Raw genomic sequence first — 19,309 nt, forward strand, 5'->3', positions numbered from 1 at the left:
CGGAGATGCGGGAGCCGCCACCGAGCGGGGAAGCGTCAGAGCTTCCCGGCCCCCGCCCCCGCCGACACCGACGCCACCACGGACGACGCCGGCTCGGCGGTGTACGCGTACGGCGGCGCCGTGAACGACCCGGTCCGCGACACCTCGGTCACCGCGCCCCCGAGATCGTTGCCGCGCAGGTTCGCGAACCCGTCGACGTCGCTGCTCTGACTCGTCGTCACCGCGATCTTCGTGTTCCGGAAGACGTTGTTCTCGACGAGCATCTGCGCGCCCATCCGCGAGTGCACGCCGGTCTCCGCGCCGGTGACGTAGTTGTCATAGAAGTGCCCGGTCCCGAACCGCAGGCTGGGGATCCGCGAGTACACGTCGCTGAACAGGTTGTGGTGGTACGTCACCCTCAAGTGCCCGGTGTCCTCGGCGGAGTTCTTGTCGCTGTGCCCGACGAGCGACCCCTTGAAGTGGTCCTTGAAGGTGTTCCAGGACACGGTGACGTGGTCCGAGCCGTGATTGACGTCGAGCAGGCCGTCGTAGTGGTCCTTGTCGTGACTGCGGTCGGCGGAGAAGGAGTTGTGGTCGATCCACACCTTCGTCGAGCGCTGCACCTCGATGCCGTCGGCGGGAGCCAGCGGCTTGCTGATGGCGAGGTTGCGGATCACGACGTTCGTGACGTTCTTCAGCCGCAGCCCGCCACCGGTGAATCCGGACGACGAACCGACGCCCAGAACCGTCGTGTTGGACCCGACATCGACCTGACCGCTCAGCGTGATCAGGCCGTTGACCCGCACGACCTTCGAAGTACCGCCGGTCACCGCCGACTTGAACGCGTCCAGGGTCGAGACGGTGACCGCCGGGGCGCTGCCGCCACCGGTCGTCCCGGCGCCGAACCCGACGGGCGAGGACTCCGCCGCCCCGGCGGGGTGGGGGAGGGTGACGGCAAGCGCGGCGGTCAGCGCCGCCGCCAGTGCGGCCTGTGCGGTTCTGCGGGACAGGGGATGCGTACGCATGGGGGGCGTCCCTTCACGAGGGCATGGTTGTACATATCCTTGAACAAGAAACGTGATGTTGAGCGCTGGCGTGGGAATGATGCGGCCTTTGGGGGGAACTGGAGCGCGGCTCGGTCACATCACTGAACGGAACGTAGAGGGTAAGCGCTTTCTGGTCAACGCCTCGCGCAGAACGGATCCGGTCGGCTCCGAAAGTCCCGAAAGAAGCGTGGGAGCGCTTCCATGGGGTGGCGTGCCCATGCCACCATGCGAATCGGACGACCGCCTGGGCCGCGCCCTGCCGACGCGACCGCACTTCACCCGCTGACCCGTCCCCGAGCCGTGACCAGAAGGGACCGACCCGTGTCCACCCTCAACTCCCCCCGCACGGTGCTGCGTTCGGCGCTCACAGCGCTCGCCGTGCTGCTGGCGGCGCTGTTCCTCGCCCCGCCGCCCGCCTCCGCCGCACCCGTGCCGCCCGCGACCTTCACCGAGGTCACCGGCTTCGGCGCCAACCCCAGCAACCTCCGCATGTGGGCGTACGCCCCGGCCAACGTCAGCGCGCACCCGGCGGTCATCGTCGCCGTGCACTGGTGCGGCGGCTCCGCGACCGACATGTACAACGGCAGCGAGTACAGGTCCCTCGCCGACCAGTACGGCTTCGTCGTCGTGTACCCGTCGGTGACCCGCGCCAGCAAGTGCTGGGACGTCGCCTCCCCGCAGGCCCTCAAGCGCGGCGGCGGCAGCGACCCCGTCGGCATCAAGTCGATGGTCGACTGGGCCGTCACCAACTACGCGGCGGACACCGGCAAGATCTTCGTCACCGGCATGTCGTCCGGCGCGATGATGACGAACGTCCTGCTCGGCGACTACCCGGACGTCTTCGCGGCCGGCGCCGCCTTCGCGGGCGTCCCCTTCGCCTGCTTCGCCACCACGAACGGCTCCGAGTGGAACAGCGACTGCGCGAACGGCACGATCATCCGCACCCCGCAGGCGTGGGGCGACCTCGTCCGCGGCGCCTACCCCGGCTACACCGGCCCCCGGCCGCGCATGCAGCTGTGGCACGGCACCCAGGACGACACCCTGCGCTACCCCAACTTCGGCGAGGAGATCAAGCAGTGGACCAACGTCCACGGCCTGACCCAGACCCCGACCGCGACCGACTCGCCCAACGGCTGGACCCGCACCCGCTACGGCTCCACCGGTGACCGGGCCCCCGTCGAGGCGATCAGCATCCAGACCGGCCACAACGTGTACGCCGCCGGCATGGGCGCCCGCGTCCTCACCTTCTTCGGCCTCACCCCCGACCCCGGCGGACCCGGCAACCCCAACCCGCCCGCCGGGCCCTGCAAGGTGACCTCCAGCGTCAACGCCTGGAACACCGGCCTCACCAACTCCGTGACCATCACCAACACCGCCACCGCCGCGGTCAACGGCTGGCGCCTCGCCTTCACCCTCCCCGCCGGCCAGACCATCACCAGCGGCTGGGGAGCGACGTACGCGCCCGCCTCCGGCGCGGTGACGGCCACGAACGTGACGTACAACGCGGCGCTCGCGCCCGGCGCGTCCGTGACCGTCGGCTACCAGGCCAACCACACCGGTAACTCGGCGGCGCCGAGCGCCTTCACCCTCAACGGCACGGCCTGCTCGTAGAACTGACAGGACGTCAAGAAGCCGGGGAGTCCTGTGACTTCCCGGCTTCGACCGCTGGACGTCAGCCGTCCGCCCGCGCGGCGACCGGTGAACTCGCCTTCGAGGGAAGGTGGTTGAAGAGCAGGTTGAGGACGATCGCCGTCAGGCACCCCGCGCTGATCCCGCTGTTCATGACCGTCTGGAACCAGTCGGGGAACTTCGCGTAGACCGTCGGCACCCCGACCGGCAGCAGCCCCACCGCGACCGACACGGCGACGACGGTCAGGTTGTGGTTGTCGCGGAAGTCCACCCCGGCCAGCGTGCGCAGACCGCTCGCGGCGACCGTCCCGAACATCGCGAGCCCCGCTCCGCCCAGCACGGGCGCCGGTACGGCGGCGACCACCGCGCCCAGTTTGGGCAGCAGCCCGAGGACGACGAGCATCCCGCCCGCAGCCGCGACGACCCACCGGCTGCGCACCCGCGTCATCCCGACCAGCCCCACGTTCTGCGCGTACGCCGTGTACGGGAACGTGTTGAACACCCCGCCGAGGACGGTCGACAGGCCGTCCGCGCGCAGCCCGTCCGCGAGCGAACTCTCCTTCACCTCACGGCCGGTGAGCTCGCCGACCGCGATCAGGTCACCGGTCGTCTCGGTCATCGTCACCACGGCCACGACCAGCATCGAGATGATCGCCGACGCCTCGAACACCGGCGCCCCGAAGTGGAACGGCGTACTGATCCCGACCCAGTCGGCGTCCCCGACCCCGCCGAAGTCCGTGAACCCGAAGGGGACGGCGACCGCGAGCCCGACGGCGATCCCGGCGAGCACCGCGATCCGGCTCAGGAAGGGCGGCCCGAACCGCTGGACGAGCAGGACGACCGCGAGGACGAACGCGGCCAGCCCGATGTTCTTCGGCGCCCCGAAGTCCGCCGAACCGACCCCGCCCGCAGCCCAGTTGCCCGCGACCGGCAGCAGCGACAGGCCGATGACGAGGATCACCGTCCCGGTCACCAGCGGCGGGAAGAACCGCAGCAGCTTCCCGAACACCGGTGCCAGCAGCATGATCGCGAGCCCGGCCACGATCACCGAGCCGTAGATCGCGGGGAGTCCACCGCCCGTCGTACCGATCAGCACCATCGGCGACACCGCCGCGAACGTACAGCCCTGCATGATCGGCAGCCGTACGCCGAATCGCCAGAACCCCACGCACTGGATCAGCGTCGCGATGCCGCACACCAGGAGGTCGGCGGTGATCAGGTACGCCAGGTCGGCCGCCGAGAGCTTCATCGCGCCGCCGACGATCAGTGGGACGGCGACCGCGCCCGCGTACATCGCGAGGACGTGCTGGAGGCCGAAGGCGGCCAGGTGGCGTATCGGTGGCACCTCGTCGACGGGGTGGACGGTCATGTGCGCTCCTGAGCGGAAGGGGACGGAAAGCGGCAGGATGTGACCGTAGGACGGTTGAACAGATTGTTGATTTCCGTGGTGTTGCCGCTCTGTATCCCGCGCATCAGGCGCCGGGGGACGCCGCCGCCCGCAGCGCCGCCCAGTCCGGCAGCTTCACCACACCCCGCCCGAGCGACGCACCCCACGCGGCCTCCGCCCGCTCGATCGCCCGCCACCCCTCCCACCCGACCGGCTCCACGCCGTCCGCCCTCAACAACGGCAACGGGTCAGGAAGTTGATGGTCCGTCATATCGGCCAGCAGCGACAGCGCCGTCTCCTTCGCGCACGGCCGGTTCGTCCCGATCACCCCCGTCGGCCCCCGCTTGATCCACCCCGCCACGTACTCACCCGGCGACACGACCCCGTCCCGCAGCACCCGCCCGGCCGTATGCGGCACCGTCCCGAGCGCGTCGTCGAACGGCAGCCCCGCCGGCGGCACCCCGCGATACCCGACCGACCGCAGCACCAACTCGGCCCGGATCTCCTCGAATTGGCCCGTCCCCCGCACACCCCCGCTCCCGTCGGGCCGCGTCCGCTCGAACCGCACGGCCCCCACCCGCCCCCGCGCATCGGGCAGCAGCGCGACCGGCCGCAGGAAGAAACGCAGCCGGATACGGCGGCTCGCCGCGCCCGCGCCGGAAGCGGCCCACCCCCGCAGCGCCGCCACGTTCCGCCGCTGGGCCGCCGCCAGCCCGGACGGGTCGACGTACCCCGGATCGAGCGCCGACTCCCTTTCGTCCACCGAGACTTCGACCCCCGGCAGGCTCCCCAGCTCCCGCAGTTCCTTGGTCGTGAACCGCGCCTGTGAAGGGCCGCGCCGGCCCACCATGTGCACCTCGCGCACCCCGCTGTCCGCCAGCGCGAGCAGCGCCGACTGCGGCATGTCGGTCGGGCTCAGCTCCGCCTCACCGCGCGCCAGGATGCGCGTCACGTCCACCGCGACGTTCCCCACCCCGATCACGACCGCCGAGCGGACGCCGGTCAGGAAGCCGTCGGCGACGGCGTCGGGGTGCGCGCTGTACCAGGACACGAACTCCGTCGCCGACCAGCTTCCCGGCAGCTCCTCCCCGTCGATCCCGAGCCGCCGGTCGGTCGCCGCGCCGACGCAGTACACGACGGCGTCGTACACCTGGCGCAGTCGTACGACCGTCACACCGGACGGGCCGACCTCGACGCCGCCCAGGAAGCGGACCCGGTCGTGCTCCAGGACCGTCCGCAGGGTGTTCTGGAGGGACTTGATCTTCTCGTGGTCGGGGGCGACGCCGTAGCGGACGAGGCCGTACGGGCACGGCAGGCGGTCCAGGACATCGACGACGGCCTCGGGATCGCGCTCCACCAGGGACTGGGCGGTGTAGACCCCGCTCGGCCCGGAACCGACGACGGCGACTCGCAGCACGCGCAACTCCTCACGCGGGGGAGGTCTCCAGGATGGCACCGGGCGTGCTGCGCTGTCAGGGTGCCGGGCCGGACCGGTGTGCGTGTCTTTTCGTATGGAATGTGATGATGCGGTTACGTTGCGTGTGTGCTAGAAGCATCTTTTCTTAATCTTTCTGATCGCCCCGCCGAGGACGCCGAGGTGTCCGTGTGGCCCGCGTGGGAAGTGCGGGAGAGTGGCGGCGCGACCGCCTGGTACACCGTCCGCCTGGCCTTCCCCGACCGGGCGTGGGTCGAGGTCCTCGCGGTGGTCCGCGACGGCGACGTCTCCATCGAGGACGTCAAGGCCCAGCCCGCGCTGTCCCTCGTCGACCTGGCCGTCCTCGCCGACTGGATCGAGGGCCCGCTGTTCGAGATGTGCGGCGGGGAGGGTGACGACGGGCCCGGATACACCGGCCCGAGCCGCGCCCGCCCCGCCTGGCCGCGCGGCGCCGAGGGCCACCGGCTCGTCGCCCAGGAGTACCGGGCCGCCCAGGAGGAGGGCGCCGACCCGGTCCTCGCCGTGATGGGCGCGACCGGCCACAGCAGGCGCCGTTCGCTGGGGCTCATCGCGCAGGCGCGGGACGCCGGATTCCTGACGCCTCGTCATGTCAGGCGCTGAGTAAGTCAGTTGACGCCGGTCACTGAAGCATCGTGCGCATCCGGGCGATCTCGCTGGCCTGTTGGGCGACGACGTCGTCCGCCATCTCCTCCGCCTGGATGTTGTTCCCCTGTGCCTTGACGTCCGTCGCCATGGTGATCGCCCCCTCGTGGTGGGTGATCATCAGGGTGAGGAAGAGCTTGTCGAACGCCGCGCCCTTCTTGCCGCGCAGTTCGGCGAGTTGGGCGGCGGTCGCCATCCCCGGCATCGCCGTGTGGCCCGAATGGCCCTGCGCCTGCTGGGGTTTCCTGGAGGACGTCAGCCAGTCCCGCATCATCTCGATCTCGGGCTTCTGCGCCGCCGCGATCCGCTCCGCGAGCCCCTTCACGGCCGCCGACCCGGCGCGGTCCGGGGCGAGTGCGGTCATCTCCAGCGCCTGCGCGTGATGGACGATCATCATCTGCGCGTACGACACGTCCGCCGCGTTGGGCGAGTCGTCCTGCGCCCGGTGCCCGGCCGCCTCCTCGGCGGACATCGTCCGGTTCGCCTCACCAGGCATCCCCGGCACGAGCACCGTCGGACCCCCGCTGCGCGCCGCCTTCGGCTCGTCGTCCGACCCCGAGTCGCAGCCGGCCAGAACGAGCGCCACCAGTGCGGCGGCGACCACGGACGCGCGGCGAGAGCGCACAACGACCTCCAGTTGCAGGTGAGTTGGAACAGCTGTGACCGTCCTAGCACGGATCTGTGCCCCGCTGATCGAAAAGTTATGTGACGAGCTTGTTGCCATCTGTTGGTGTGGGCATGACTAAGACGATACTTCGGGGACTGCGAACCGTTCCGTGAGGAACGGCGACGAGGGAGGACACAGTGATCCTGTTGAAGGAGCCCCGAACGCGGCGCAGACGACTGGGAGTTCTGGTCGGCGTGACCGGACTGCTGGCCACGCTGCTCACCGCCGCCCCGGCGCTCGCGATCCCCGACCCCGGGGACTCGCCCGCCGCGGAGCGCAAGGTGTCCCAGAGCGACCGGGCCGAGGTCGCCGAGGCGATAGCCGCCGGGGAGATACCCGGTGTCGGCGAGATCGTCCACTCGGCCAACATCAAGCACCTCGCCAACGTCCCCAAGGACGTGCTGCGCGACAAGAACTCCGACCTCGCCTTCCAGGGCAGGTACGCGTTCGCCGGGAACTACGACGGCTTCCGTATCTTCGACATCAGCAACCCGAAGGCCCCGAGGACCGTCGCCCAGGTGCTGTGCCCCGGCTCGCAGAACGACGTCACCGTCGAGGGCGACCTGCTGTTCCTGTCCACGGACTCCTCGCGCAGCGACGCCAGTTGCAACTCCACCACCCAGCCGGCGACCGAGAAGTCGTCCTGGGAGGGCATGAAGATCTTCGACATCAGCGACAAGCGCAACCCCGAGTACATCGCCGCCGTGGAGACCCCCTGCGGCTCGCACACCCACACCCTGGTGCCCGAGCGCAGGAACATCTACCTCTACGTCTCCTCGTACTCGCCGAACGCGACGTACCCGGACTGCCAGCCCCCGCACGACGGCATCTCCATCATCAAGGTGCCTCGCAACGCCCCTGAAAAAGCGGCCATGCTGAACTTCACCGTGCTCTTCCCCGGTGAGGGCCCCGACGGCGGCGGCAACCCCGGCTCGCCCACCAACCCCGGCGTCGCCAAGACCACCGGCTGCCACGACCTCACCGCCCTGCCCGAGCTGGACCTCGCGGCCGGCGCCTGCATGGGCGACGGCATCCTGATGTCCATCAAGGACCCGGAGCGGCCGAAGATCATCGACCAGGTCCAGGACAACGTCAACTTCGCGTTCTGGCACTCGGCGACCTTCAACCAGAAGGCCAACAAGGTCGTGTTCACCGACGAGTTGGGCGGCGGCGGGGCGGCCACCTGCAACGCCGAGATCGGCCCGAACCGCGGCGCCGATGGCATCTACGACATCGTCGGCAAGGGGGAGAAGCGCAAGCTTGTCTTCCGCAGCTACTACAAGATCCCCCGCCACCAGGCGAGCACCGAGAACTGCGTTGCCCACAACGGCTCGCTGATCCCGGTCAAGGGCCGCGACATCATGGTCCAGGCCTGGTACCAAGGGGGCGTCTCGGTCTGGGAGTTCACCGACTCCAGCCGGCCCAGGGAGATCGCCTACTTCGAGCGCGGCCCCGACAACGCCACGACCCTCACCAGCGGCGGCTCGTGGTCCGCGTACTACTACAACGGCTACATCTACTCGAACGACATCAGCAACGGCTTCGACGTCCTCAGGATCGACGACCGGCGCACGGATCCGGCCAGGTGGGTGCGGCTGGACCAGCTCAACGTCCAGACGCAGCCGGACTACTTCGGCTGGTGATCCGTCTCGAAGAAGCGTGACAGATCCAGGTCGCGCACCCCGCCGGGCGCCTCGGCGTCCGGCGGGAACCCCTGCTCCCACTCCAGCCCGTACCGCGCGAACAGCTCCGCCCGCAGCGTCTCCAGCGCCAACGGCACGTTCGGCAGCACCATCCCGTACACCGCGCCCATCAACTGCACACGCAGCATCGGGTAGTCGGTGTCCACGTCCCGCGAGCCGTGCCGGACGACCGTGTCGCGCAGCAGCTCCGCCAGCCGCCGCTGCTCGGGACACTGCACGAACCCGGCCGTGTCCAGCATCCCCGCCATGTGCTGGCGCATCAGCACGGGACGGTCCTTCGCCAGCCCCAGCACCGCGTCGATCGCCCGCGCCATCCGCTCCGCGCCCTCCTTGACGCACGGCTCGCTCTCCAGCGCCTCCTGCAAGGTCCGGTGCATGAGCCGGTGCACGGCCGACTGCACGAGCTGACGCTTGCCCGGGAAGTAGTACGACACCAGCCCGCGCGCCGACCCGGCCCGGTCCGCGATGTCCCCGAGCGTCGTCGCGTCGTACCCGCGCTCACCGACCAGCTCCAGGGCCGCCAGCAGCAGCCGTTCACGGGAACGCCTCCGCAATTCCTCATTGACCGATGCGCTGCGCGGGGACATCCTGTAACTCCTGCGTTGACTGGTCGGCAGCCAACTATAATCGACGCGGTGACACGGGCCGGGCGGTCTTGTTCGGGCGATGCGGGGGATCGCCCGAACAAGACCGCCCGGCCGTACTCAGCCCACGAATTGCAGCAACGGCCGCAGCCCGTCCGGCCGTTCGGCCACCGGCAGATGGTCCACGAAGTGCACCCGGCAGCCCAGCGCCGCTGCCCCGCCGTCCGCCCGCCGGTCGTCCCCGACCATCACCGCCGACCGCGGCTCGACCCCGAGGGCCCCGCAGGCGATCGCGAACAGCTTCGACTCCGGCTTCTGCACGCCGTGTTCGAACGACAGGATGTACGCGTCGACGAGCCGGTCCAGACCGTGTGCGCGGAACACCGGCCGCAGGTCCCACCCGATGTTGCTCACCACCGCGACCCTGACGTCCCGCGCCCGCAGGGCCCCCAGCACCTCGGCCGCGTCCGGGTACGGCGACCACGCGGCAGGCCGCATGTGCCGCTCGTACAACGCGTCGTGGAGCGCAGGGTCGGGCAGCGGGACCAGCCGGGACAGGCCCGTGTACGCGGCCCGGTGCGCCTCGGCGCTCTCGTCCCGCACCCGCCACACCTCCGCCAGCTCCTTGGGCACCCGCACCTCTCCCTTGCCGCCGGGCAGCGCGCCCACCTCCTCCAGGGCGCGCGCGTATCCGGCCAACTCGGCTTCGGGCAGGGCGAGTCCGGCGTCCTCTACCACCGCGCGGAGCCAGGAGTCGGTGGACTCGATACGGAAGAGGGTCCCGGAGAAGTCGAACAGCACTGCGCTCATGCGCTGGACTCTACCCGGGGGTCCCGTCGGCACAGGGTGCTTGACCTGCGGGCCAGTTGAGGGCGGTGACGTCGACCGGGGGCGGGGCGTTCAGCGGTGCGGGTCGCCGTTCAGTACGCGGCGGTGCGCCTCGATCGCCGCTACGACGATCAGCGCGCCCAGCAGCCAGCCGCCTAGGACGTCCGTCGGCCAGTGCACGCCCAGCCAGATCCGGGTCAGGCCGACACCGGCGACGGATACCGCCGAGACCGCGACCGCCGTGCGCCACACCGCGCGCGAGCAGCCGTGCACGTGCAGGAGCCAGAGCAGAAGCCCGGACGCGACCGTCGCGGTGAGGGCGTGGCCCGAGGGGAAGGCCGCGTAGTGGGCCGAGTCGAGGGGGTCGGGCCAGACCGGGCGGTCCCGGCCGACGGCGCTCTTCAGGCCCTGCTGGATCAGCGTCCCCACGGCCGAGGTGACCCCGAGCCACAGCGCTGTGCCCCATGCGTGCCAGCGGATCACGAGCCCTACGGCCACCGCACCGAGCAGCAGGCGCATCGTCAGGGGGTCCCACACCCAGTCCGTGAGGATGCGGGACGCCTGCGTGAGGGCGGGGGAGTCGACTGCCCAGCGGTGCGTGGTGCGCGAGACCTCGCCGTCGGCGTCGAGGATCGGGGGCCACTCCGCCCAGACCAGGGTGAGGAGAAGGGCGAAGGAGGCGCCCAGCAGGAGGGCGGCGCGGGCGGCCGGGGGGTGGGTCTGAGGGCGGGGCGGGGAGGCGAGGGGTGGGGGGTGCATGGGTCGATCCTCGCGGATGGGGGTGGGGGAGGCGAACGGGGGGTGGAGCGTAGGTGGCTTCGGGGGGTGGGCTCCTTCGCCGAGCGGAGGTTGGCTCGGCGGCTTGTACGGGGGGTGTGGCGGGCCTTGGCTCAGTGGCTCGCGTGGGGTGCGCCGGGCCCGGACTCGGCGCCTGCGCGGGGTGTCCGCCCTCAGCTCAGCGCGCGCAAACCCGGGACCAGCGTGATCAGTACCGGGATCACCGGGACCAGCGTCGCGAGTGCCGTGAGGCGCAGGCGGTGGGTCGGGGGGAGGCGGTTCGGGGGCGTCAGGAGCCGGTCCACCCGTTGGGAGAGGTGGGCGTCCGGGGTGGGCGTGGGGCCGAACACCCCTCTGTCCTCGTTGAGTTCGACGAGGGCGAGGGCCGTGGTGAGCCGGCCGAAGCGGCGCGACGCCATGTCGTCCGCGGCGAGTTCGACCAGCCGGTGCATCTCGTCGCGGAACGCCGCGAACACCGGCACCTGCGGGAACCCGCTCGCCAGCGCCCCCGAGGCGTGCAGCAGCCAGTCGTGCCGCGCCTGCGCGTGCCCCTGCTCGTGAGCGCGTACCGCGTCCAGCTGACGCCCCTTCAGGCGGCGCAACGCGGCGGTGGTGACGACGAGTTGAGGCTTCGCGCCGGTCAGGAACCAGGCGTCGGGACGGTCGCCCTCCAGCACCACGAGCCGCTCGCCGCCCGGCCGCTCACCCGGCAACAGCGGTACCCGCAGCCGGAGTTCGGCCCGCCGGACCCGGTGCCGGCGCCGGGCGCGGACGACCTCCCGGACCAGCATCGCCCCGCTCCACAGGCCCGCGCACGCCAGCGACACGGCCGTGGCCGCGGCCCAAGGGCCGGTCGTCGTCAGGGCGTACGCCTCCACGACCCCGCGCGGCGCCGGGGCGAACACATGCCCCCGCACCGCCTGCCAGGCCGCCGCCGCGCTCAACGTCATCGACAGCGCGCAGCACAGCAGCACCGCCGCGACCACACACTGCCAGGCCCACAACGCGACCACCGGTTCCCGGTCCGGCCAACTGGCCCGGGAGAGCAGCCGGGGGGCCGCGACGGCGGTCACAAAACCGAGCAGGAGGAGGACCGCGGGGACCGTCATGGGCAGCAGCCTATGAGCGGGGGTCTGCTCAGGGGTGGTGTCGGGGTGGCAAAGTGACGCAGGACACTGTTTGGGGCGAGGCGGGTCGGGGCGTCACATGCTCAGGAGCATCGCCAGCATGCCGATTCCCATCGACAAGCGGCACGCCCGTGCCAGTTCCGGACGGTCGCCCCATCCCGGACGGCCACCTCCGCCGCCGTCCCCACCGGTCGCCGTTCCCACGGGTACGAGTCTCGCGCCGGACGCCAGGACGTACGCCGCGAAGTACACGAGCAGTACGCCCGTGAGCAGCGGCACACCTGAACTCCCGTGCGCATGCACGTGCGACGGCGTCGCGGCCGTCACGGCGGCCATGTAGACCATCGCCAGCGCGCCCACGAGGTGATGCGCATGGTGTCCGACCAGCCCGCTCAGGACGCCGGAACCATCCCGCCCACCCCCGCGCACCGCCCACAGCGAGCGCGCCGCCGCCACCCCGAACACCGTGAGATACACCGGCCACGCCCACCCCGGCGGCGTGAACACCCCCGCCGGTACCGCCATCGCGGCCATTCCGAACCCCATCACCGCCTCGCCGCCCGCGGCCCTGCGCTGCCCCTCGTCCGCGCTGCGCATCCGCAGCAGGCAGTAGGCCCCCGTCGCCGCGCACAACGCCACCAGCAGCCAGCTGAGCGAAGCCGGTCCGTGCACGTGCACCTCCCCGTGCCGTGTCCTGTGCGTGAGTGAATCCGCGCCGGGCGTTCGCGTGCTGGGTGTTACTTGTCGGACCTCTCGTTCCTGGCGTTCCGCCCCGAGCGTTCCGTACGGAGTGAGCGATGCCCGGGGTTGGCGGCGCGCACACAAGCGCAGAAGTGCACGAGGGGGCGTGAAGGGGGTCGCCGACGCGTCAGGTGGGCTCTGGATGTCTTGGGCGCCGGGCCGCACTCGCCCACGCTGGAGGGGCAACGTGACCGTGGTGCCACTTGCTTGACGGGGCGTCAGTCGGCGGTGCTGTGGTAGACGCCGAAGACTCCGCCCTGCGGGTCGCGGAGGACGGCGATGCGGGGGCCGTCGGGGACCGTCATCGGTGCCATCAGCGTCGTGCCGCCCGAACTCGCCGCGCTGGACGCCGTGTTGTCTGCGTCGGTCACCGCGAAGTAGGGGAGCCAGTGCGGGGGGACCTCGGGTGGGAAGCGGTCGTCCATGGTGAGCATGCCGCCGAAGTCCTCGCCGCCTACGCCGAGTTGGGGGTAGCGGGCGGAGGGGCGGATCGTCCAGCCGAAGACCGTCGTGTAGAAGGACTCGGCGCGGGCCGCGTCGCGGGTGAGGAGTTCGACCCAGCCGAGGGCGCCGGGGGAGTTGAAGACTCCGGCGCCGGGGAAGGTTCCGCCCTGCCAGAGCTGGAAGACCGCGCCGCCCGGGTCCGCGGCTACGGCGAAGCGGCCGATGTCGAACACGTCCATCGGGCCGACCAGCACCTTGCCGCCAGCCTCGACGAGCAGACGGGTGCTGACGTCCGCGTCGGACACGGCGAACGACACGTTCCAGGCGACCGGCTGACCCGGCTGGTACAGCGGCGTCAGCGCGGCGACGGCGTCCTCACCGAGGTACGCCATCGTGTAGCCGCCCGCCTCCTGCCGGGGGTCCGTCTCCGTTCGCCAGCCGAACAGCCCGCCGTAGAACTGTTTCGCCGCGTCCAGGTCGCTGGTGCCCAACTCGGTCCAGCAGGGCCCGCCGGGCACGGGCGCGTCGAGCTTCATGACGTACCTCCCGAAGCACCCCGAGAACAGAGCACGGAAGCTTCCCAGGGGCGGCACCTCGGAGGCGGGAACCCTTGAGGCCGAGACTCCCGAAGCCGAAGCCAGGTCCTGGAATCAGCGTTCCGGAAGCGTTCCCAGGACGCGCCCGTCGGAGAGGGACCCCGGTGAGAGCCCCTCCCCGCACGCTAAGCCCCCACCCCCGCCCCGGCCATCCGAGCGGCTCAGATACCGGGCCGGTACCTGATCGGATGGTCCGCCGGGACCTCCACCAGCACGATCGGCGTCCCGTCGGGATCCGCGATCCACATCTCGATCAGCCCCCACGGCTCCTTCACCGGCTCCCGCACGATCTCGACCCCCTTCGCGGCCAGCTCGTCGCGGGCCGCCGACACGTCCGGGACCTGGAGCCACAGCCGCGTCCCGGGGTCCCGGGGTGCGTCCGTGCGCCCCGCGACCTCCAGGAACCCGCCGCCGAGGAAGTACACCGTCCCCCGCTCCGGTCCGGTGCCGAACTCACGGTAGACGCCGAGGCCGAGCTGCTCGCCGTAGAAGCGGCGGGCCCGCTCGGGGTCGGCGGGGTGGAGGAGGATCCGGCTGCTCAGTACATGCACCATGCGTCCGGAGCCTACGGGAGAGTTAGGCTCTGCGAGGCTCCGGGCCTGGGAGAACCGCAGGTCACCCCGGAGCCCCGGACCTTGAGCCCGAGACCCCGGGCCCCGAACTCTGAGCCCCAAACCCCGGAAGCCCGGAATCCCGAGCCCCGAACCCCGGGACCCCGAGGCCCACGGGGCCCAGCCCCGGATCGGACCCCCACAGCACCCCCCACCCCCGCACCCCCCTCCGCCCCCAGAACGGATCACCCCCATGAACACCCCCGCCACCGACCTGACCTACCGCGACGCCACCGACACCGACGTCGACACCCTCGTCACCCTCATCGAGTCCGCGTACCGGGGCGACACGAGCCGCACCGGCTGGACCACCGAAGCGGACCTCCTGGACGGCCGGCGTACGGACCCCGAGGGCGTACGGGAGGTCATCGCGAAGCCGGACGGCCGGCTCCTGATCGTCGAGCGCGCCGGCACGGCCGTCGCCTGCTGCCAGCTCGAACACCGGGGCACGCACGCCTACTTCGGCATGTTCGCGGTGAGCCCGGCACTCCAGGGCGAGGGCCTCGGCAAGCGGATCATCGCGGAGGCGGAGCGGCAGGCGCGCGAGAGCTGGGGCGCCACCGAGATGCACATGACGGTGATCTCGGTACGGGAGGAGCTGATCGCCTGGTACGAGCGGCGCGGCTACCGCCGTACCGGCCGGACGACTCCCTTCCCGTACGGCGACGAACGCTTCGGCATCCCGCGCCGCACCGGCCTGGAGTTCGAGCTGCTGGTCAAAACCCTGGGCTGAAAAGGCACTTGAGGCGCCCGGCCCCTTCGGGCTGATCGAGGCCCTGAACGATTCGATCAGCCGTCCGGCCGCTCAACTCCCCTTGATCTCCGGGTAGTCCGTCGTCACCCCGTCCAACTCGAAGGCCCGCGCGAGCCGTAGCTGATCCTGCGTGTTCACGACCCACGCGAGGACCCGCAGATCGTGTTTGCGGGCGTGCTCGACCGTCTCCAGCGTGAGGCGGCGGAGGTTGAGGCACAGTGTGCGCGCTCCCACGTCCACCGCGCGGTCGGCGATGTCGGCGCCGTAGCGCCCGCCGATCAGCGCGGTCCGCACGCCCGGCACGAGCCGTGTGATCTCGGCGAGCGCCTGGTCGTGGAAGGACGACACCTCGACCCGCTCCGCGAGCTCCCGCTTGAGCATGACCTCGGCGAGCGCCTGGGCCACCCGTGTGTCCTTGATCTCCGCCTGGATCGGCGCCGTGACCACGTCGAGAACCTCCTCGAAGGTCGGGACACGCTCCCCGCGCCCCGCGTCCAGCGCGCGCAGCTCCTGGAGGCTGTGCGCGGAGACCGGCCCGCTGCCGTCGGTCGAACGGTCCACGTCGGCGTCGTGCATCACGACCAGCGTGCCGTCCGAACTGAGGTGCAGATCCAGCTCGATCCCGTCGAGACCGGCCTCCTGCGCCGCCATGAACGACCGCAGCGTGTTCTCGGGCTCGACCCCCATCACCCCGCGATGCCCCATCGTCACAAACTCCAAGGCCCGTCTCGCTCTCCGTCGACGCCAGTTCGCTTGGCAGCCTAGGCCCTGCGACCCCCTCCCCGCCCCCGTGCCCCGGAGCGCGCGGGCGCGGGGGCGGGCTCGGGGCGCTCGCGCGAACTACCCGTGCTTGGCATGTACGGCAGGAAAAAATGCGGTGACCATGAAGGCGCGCAGGATAATTTCCCGAGGTTCTTCTTGCTCACGGAAACGCCATATGTCTACGGTGTCCTTACGCGAGGTTCTCCCGTGGAGGATGGGACATGACGGAAATTCTTGTGCGGGCGACGGCGGGGGAGAGGCTTCCTCCCGAGGTCGGAGTGGTCGAACAGGCCGCGTGGCCGGTTCTGAAGGCGGCCGTGGAGCGCATCCGCCCCTGGCAGGCGGCGAACGGCTCGATCGACTTCGACGCCGACGGCGCCCCCACGCACGCCGAGGCGGAGGCCGCCGTGCACGAGGTGATCACGGCGGTCGGCGAGCTGTCCCCGCTGCTGCCGCACGACGCGGACTACCACCGCGCGCTGGTCGCCGACCTCACCGCCTGGTCCGAGGGCGGCTTCCCGGTCCCCGACTTCCTGGACTCGCTGCTCGCCTTCCAGCCCGCCGCCGACCGGCGCGACGGCCTCCAGCACCTCGTCGTGTTCCCGATGTACACGCAGAACGGCAACCCGGACCGCAACCTCGAAGCGGTCGTCCTGCGCATGGTGTGGCCCGACTGGCTGGCCGAACTGGAGCGCACCCGGTACGACAACCCGCTGTTCTGCGGCATCACCTTCGAGGACTTCACCCCCGGCTACGACACCAACTCGGCCGTCCTGTTCCCGGAGACCATCGCCGTCCGCGAGGCACCGGAACGTTTCTCCTGGGGCGGGATCTTCTGCGACCGCGAGGCCGCGCGCTTCCGCCGGGTCACCGAGTCCGCCGTATCGATCCTCGGTATCGACCTGCCCGAGGACGTCGCCGCGATGGTCCACGACCAGAAGCGCTGCGAGGAGGCGTTCGTCCTGTGGGACATGGTCCACGACCGCACCCACAGCCACGGCGACCTGCCCTTCGACCCGTTCATGATCAAGCAGCGCCAGCCGTTCTGGATGTACGGCCTCGAAGAGCTGCGCTGCGACCTCACCGCCTTCAAGGAGGCCGTGAAGCTCCAGGTGGACGGCGTCCCGCAGGCGCGTGACGTGCAGTACGCGGTCCTCTTCGACCGCATGTTCCGCTTCCCGGTCACCGGAGACCGCGTCCGCAACTACGACGGACTCGGCGGCCAGCTCCTCTTCGCCTACCTGCACCGCAACGACGTCGTGCGCTGGACGGACAACAAGCTGCACATCGACTGGGACCGCGCCCCCAAGGTCACCAACGACCTGTGCGCAGAGATCGAGAAGCTCTACAAGGACGGCATCGACCGCCCCAAGCTCGTCCACTGGATCGCCGGGTACGAGCTGGTCGCCCGGTATCTCTCCCCGCACCCGGCCTCCAAGTGGGCCAAGGGGCCGGACGCCCTCGACCTCTCCCAGCCGCCGCGCAAGCTGGTGGACGACGTGCTGCCGGACGAGTTTCCGCTGAGCATGTTCTATGAGGCACTGGCGAAGAAGCTGAAGAACGTGATCGCCTCGGCGAAGGGGATCACGGCCGACAGCGTGGAGCGCGCGGCGGCATGAGGACGGCCCCGTACCGTCGGACGGCGGCGTATCGACGATACGGTCCCGTCCGACGTCGGGCAGACAGCAGGAGCGACAAGAGTGAGGCGAGGAACATGGGCAACGGCGCGCTGAGCGGTGCGGTGATCGCGGTCGCCGGAGCGGGCGGACCGGCAGGCCGGGCGACGCTGATCCGGCTGGCCGAGGCGGGGGCGACCGTCGTCGGCGCCGACAACGACCCCGAGCGGCTCGCGGCGGCCGTCGACGCGGCCCGGTACGCGGCGGGCGGCGCGACCGTCACCGGCGAACCGGTCGACCTGCTGGACCTGGACTCCACGCGCGCGTGGGCCGACCACACCGAGAAGGAGTTCGGCCGCCTCGACGGCCTCGTCCACCTCGTCGGCGGCTGGCGCGGCAGCGAGACCTTCACCAAGACCAGCCTCGACGACTGGGACTTCCTGGAGCTGCTGCTCATCCGCACCGTCCAGCACACCTCCCTGGCCTTCCACGAGGCGCTCCAGCGCAGCGAGCGCGGCCGGTACGTCCTGGTCAGCGCGGCCGGCGCGAGCGCACCCACGGCGGGCAACGCCGCGTACGCCGCGGGCAAGGCCGCCGCCGAGGCGTGGACCCTCGCGCTCGCCGACTACTTCCGCAAGGCCGGCGGCGAGGGCGGCCCCACCTCCGCCGCCGCGATCCTCGTCGTCAAGGCGCTCGTGCACGACGCGATGCGCGCCGAGCGGCCCAACGCCAGGTTCGCGGGCTTCACCGACGTCAAGGACCTCGCCGAGGCCGTCACCGGCGTCTGGGACAAGACCGCCGCCGAAGTGAACGGACAGCGCCTGTGGCTCACCGAGAAGCCGTGAACCCCCCGAAGACCGACGCCCGCCGCCACCACGACCCCGAGGTCCGGGGCTTCGCCAGCGACAACTACGCGGGCGCGCACCCGGAGGTGATGGCCGCCCTCGCGCTCGCCAACGGCGGCCACCAGGTCGCGTACGGCGAGGACGACTACACCGAGCACCTCCAGACGGTCGTCCGCAGCCACTTCGGCCCCACCGCCGAGGCGTTCCCCGTCTTCAACGGCACCGGCGCCAACGTCGTCGCCCTCCAGGCGGTCACCGACCGCTGGGGCGCCGTGATCTGCGCGGAGAGCGCCCACATCAACGTCGACGAGGGCGGCGCGCCCGAGCGCATGGGCGGCCTCAAGCTGCTCACCGTCCCCACGCCCGACGGCAAGCTCACGCCCGAGCTGATCGACCGGCAGGCGTACGGCTGGGACGACGAGCACCGTGCGATGCCGCAGGTCGTCTCCATCACCCAGAGCACCGAACTCGGCACCCTCTACACGCCGGACGAGATCCGCGCGATCTGCGACCACGCGCACGCGCGCGGGATGCGCGTCCACCTCGACGGGTCCCGGATAGCCAACGCGGCGGCCTCGCTCGACGTACCGATGCGGACGTTCACCAACGCCGTCGGCGTCGACATCCTGTCGCTGGGCGGCACGAAGAACGGCGCGCTGTTCGGTGAGGCCGTCGTCGTCATCGACCAGGACGCCGTGCGGCAGATGAAGCACCTGCGCAAGCTGTCCATGCAGCTCGCCTCCAAGATGCGGTTCGTGTCCGTGCAACTGGAGGCGCTGCTCGCCAAGGACCTCTGGCTGCGCAACGCCCGGCACGCCAACGAGATGGCCCAGCGCCTCGCCGAGGGCGTCCGCGCGGTGCACGGCGTCGAGATCCTGTACCCCGTCCAGGCCAACGGCGTCTTCGCGCGCCTGCCGCACGACGTGAGCGTCCGGCTCCAGGAGAGGTTCCGGTTCTACTTCTGGGACGAGGCGGCCGGGGTCGTGCGGTGGATGTGCTCCTTCGACACGCGCGAGGACGACGTGGACGCGTTCCTGGCGGCGCTGAAGGAGGAGATGGCGAGGTAGGTGTGCATAGTTATACGATCTCCCGTAAATAAATTGACGATCGGGTGG

19 protein-coding genes are annotated in these 19,309 nt (G+C 70.9%); 7 read left to right on the forward strand and 12 right to left on the reverse strand.

The features are described from left to right. Positions 1 to 35: 35 nt before the first annotated feature. A complete protein-coding gene (locus ACQCO7_RS37260) occupies positions 36 to 1,004 on the reverse strand; it encodes a pectate lyase family protein (RefSeq protein ID WP_464075943.1) in 969 nt (322 codons plus the stop codon). Positions 1,005 to 1,346: 342 nt separating this feature from the next. Between ACQCO7_RS37260 and ACQCO7_RS37265 the strand changes: the two genes are divergently transcribed. Beyond that, complete coding sequence (locus tag ACQCO7_RS37265) at positions 1,347 to 2,636, forward strand: extracellular catalytic domain type 1 short-chain-length polyhydroxyalkanoate depolymerase (protein WP_464075944.1); 1,290 nt, start codon at positions 1,347 to 1,349, stop codon at positions 2,634 to 2,636. 61 nt (positions 2,637 to 2,697) lie between these two features. Here the strand turns inward: ACQCO7_RS37265 and ACQCO7_RS37270 are convergent, their stop codons facing one another. Beyond that, positions 2,698 to 4,023: a nucleobase:cation symporter-2 family protein gene (locus tag ACQCO7_RS37270; RefSeq protein ID WP_464075945.1), complete on the reverse strand. Its 1,326-nt coding sequence runs from the start codon at positions 4,021 to 4,023 to the stop codon at positions 2,698 to 2,700. 103 nt (positions 4,024 to 4,126) lie between these two features. Further along, positions 4,127 to 5,458 carry an FAD-dependent oxidoreductase gene (locus tag ACQCO7_RS37275; protein ID WP_464075946.1) on the reverse strand — a complete coding sequence of 444 codons (1,332 nt, stop codon included), beginning with the start codon at positions 5,456 to 5,458 and terminating at the stop codon, positions 4,127 to 4,129. 180 nt (positions 5,459 to 5,638) lie between these two features. On the opposite strand from ACQCO7_RS37275, the gene ACQCO7_RS37280 reads away from it, so the two are divergent. After that, positions 5,639 to 6,097, forward strand: a complete 459-nt coding sequence (locus ACQCO7_RS37280) for a DUF6214 family protein (protein WP_464075947.1) — start codon at positions 5,639 to 5,641, stop codon at positions 6,095 to 6,097. A 19-nt stretch (positions 6,098 to 6,116) separates the two neighbouring features. On the opposite strand, the gene ACQCO7_RS37285 is transcribed toward ACQCO7_RS37280, so the two are convergent. Further along, positions 6,117 to 6,764: a DUF305 domain-containing protein gene (locus tag ACQCO7_RS37285; RefSeq protein ID WP_464075948.1), complete on the reverse strand. Its 648-nt coding sequence runs from the start codon at positions 6,762 to 6,764 to the stop codon at positions 6,117 to 6,119. 179 nt (positions 6,765 to 6,943) lie between these two features. Between ACQCO7_RS37285 and ACQCO7_RS37290 the strand changes: the two genes are divergently transcribed. Continuing rightward, the gene (locus tag ACQCO7_RS37290) at positions 6,944 to 8,449 is read left to right on the forward strand and encodes an LVIVD repeat-containing protein (protein WP_464075949.1); all 1,506 of its coding nucleotides are present in this window, start codon (positions 6,944 to 6,946) and stop codon (positions 8,447 to 8,449) included. Here ACQCO7_RS37290 and ACQCO7_RS37295 read toward each other — a convergent pair. From ACQCO7_RS37295 to ACQCO7_RS37325, 7 genes are all read right to left on the reverse strand, one after another. After that, positions 8,434 to 9,096 carry a TetR/AcrR family transcriptional regulator gene (locus ACQCO7_RS37295; protein WP_464075950.1) on the reverse strand — a complete coding sequence of 221 codons (663 nt, stop codon included), beginning with the start codon at positions 9,094 to 9,096 and terminating at the stop codon, positions 8,434 to 8,436. The two genes, ACQCO7_RS37290 and ACQCO7_RS37295, sit on opposite strands and share 16 nt — an antisense overlap. Before the next feature lie 117 nt (positions 9,097 to 9,213). Then, entirely contained in the window at positions 9,214 to 9,903 is a 690-nt protein-coding gene (locus tag ACQCO7_RS37300) for an HAD family hydrolase (protein ID WP_464075951.1), read from the reverse strand. 90 nt (positions 9,904 to 9,993) lie between these two features. After that, positions 9,994 to 10,680: a phosphatase PAP2 family protein gene (locus tag ACQCO7_RS37305; protein ID WP_464075952.1), complete on the reverse strand. Its 687-nt coding sequence runs from the start codon at positions 10,678 to 10,680 to the stop codon at positions 9,994 to 9,996. A gap of 191 nt (positions 10,681 to 10,871) precedes the next feature. Further along, positions 10,872 to 11,807 (reverse strand): M56 family metallopeptidase, encoded by a 936-nt coding sequence (locus ACQCO7_RS37310; RefSeq protein ID WP_464075953.1) that lies wholly within the window; start codon positions 11,805 to 11,807, stop codon positions 10,872 to 10,874. A gap of 93 nt (positions 11,808 to 11,900) precedes the next feature. After that, positions 11,901 to 12,497 carry a DUF5134 domain-containing protein gene (locus ACQCO7_RS37315; RefSeq protein ID WP_464075954.1) on the reverse strand — a complete coding sequence of 199 codons (597 nt, stop codon included), beginning with the start codon at positions 12,495 to 12,497 and terminating at the stop codon, positions 11,901 to 11,903. 287 nt (positions 12,498 to 12,784) lie between these two features. Continuing rightward, positions 12,785 to 13,546, reverse strand: coding sequence for a VOC family protein (locus tag ACQCO7_RS37320; protein ID WP_464075955.1), 762 nt, complete (start codon positions 13,544 to 13,546; stop codon positions 12,785 to 12,787). A 221-nt stretch (positions 13,547 to 13,767) separates the two neighbouring features. Then, on the reverse strand, positions 13,768 to 14,160 hold the full coding sequence (locus tag ACQCO7_RS37325) for a VOC family protein (protein WP_059048614.1): 393 nt from the start codon (positions 14,158 to 14,160) through the stop codon (positions 13,768 to 13,770). Between the two features lie 250 nt (positions 14,161 to 14,410). Here ACQCO7_RS37325 and ACQCO7_RS37330 point away from each other — a divergent pair, with 250 nt between their 5' ends. After that, positions 14,411 to 14,950 (forward strand): GNAT family N-acetyltransferase, encoded by a 540-nt coding sequence (locus tag ACQCO7_RS37330; RefSeq protein WP_464075956.1) that lies wholly within the window; start codon positions 14,411 to 14,413, stop codon positions 14,948 to 14,950. Between the two features lie 72 nt (positions 14,951 to 15,022). Here ACQCO7_RS37330 and ACQCO7_RS37335 read toward each other — a convergent pair whose 3' ends face one another. Continuing rightward, positions 15,023 to 15,691, reverse strand: coding sequence for a glycerophosphodiester phosphodiesterase (locus ACQCO7_RS37335; RefSeq protein ID WP_464075957.1), 669 nt, complete (start codon positions 15,689 to 15,691; stop codon positions 15,023 to 15,025). Between the two features lie 263 nt (positions 15,692 to 15,954). Here ACQCO7_RS37335 and ACQCO7_RS37340 point away from each other — a divergent pair, with 263 nt between their 5' ends. From ACQCO7_RS37340 to ACQCO7_RS37350, 3 genes are all read left to right on the forward strand, one after another. Beyond that, positions 15,955 to 17,352 carry a DUF6421 family protein gene (locus ACQCO7_RS37340; RefSeq protein WP_464075958.1) on the forward strand — a complete coding sequence of 466 codons (1,398 nt, stop codon included), beginning with the start codon at positions 15,955 to 15,957 and terminating at the stop codon, positions 17,350 to 17,352. 95 nt (positions 17,353 to 17,447) lie between these two features. Continuing rightward, entirely contained in the window at positions 17,448 to 18,194 is a 747-nt protein-coding gene (locus ACQCO7_RS37345; RefSeq protein ID WP_050374992.1) for an SDR family oxidoreductase, read from the forward strand. Further along, entirely contained in the window at positions 18,191 to 19,261 is a 1,071-nt protein-coding gene (locus tag ACQCO7_RS37350; protein WP_464075959.1) for a threonine aldolase family protein, read from the forward strand. The genes ACQCO7_RS37345 and ACQCO7_RS37350 overlap by 4 nt, the downstream gene beginning before the upstream one ends. The last annotated feature ends 48 nt before the right edge of the window (positions 19,262 to 19,309 follow it).

The organism is Streptomyces saintjeani, from assembly GCF_055409605.1.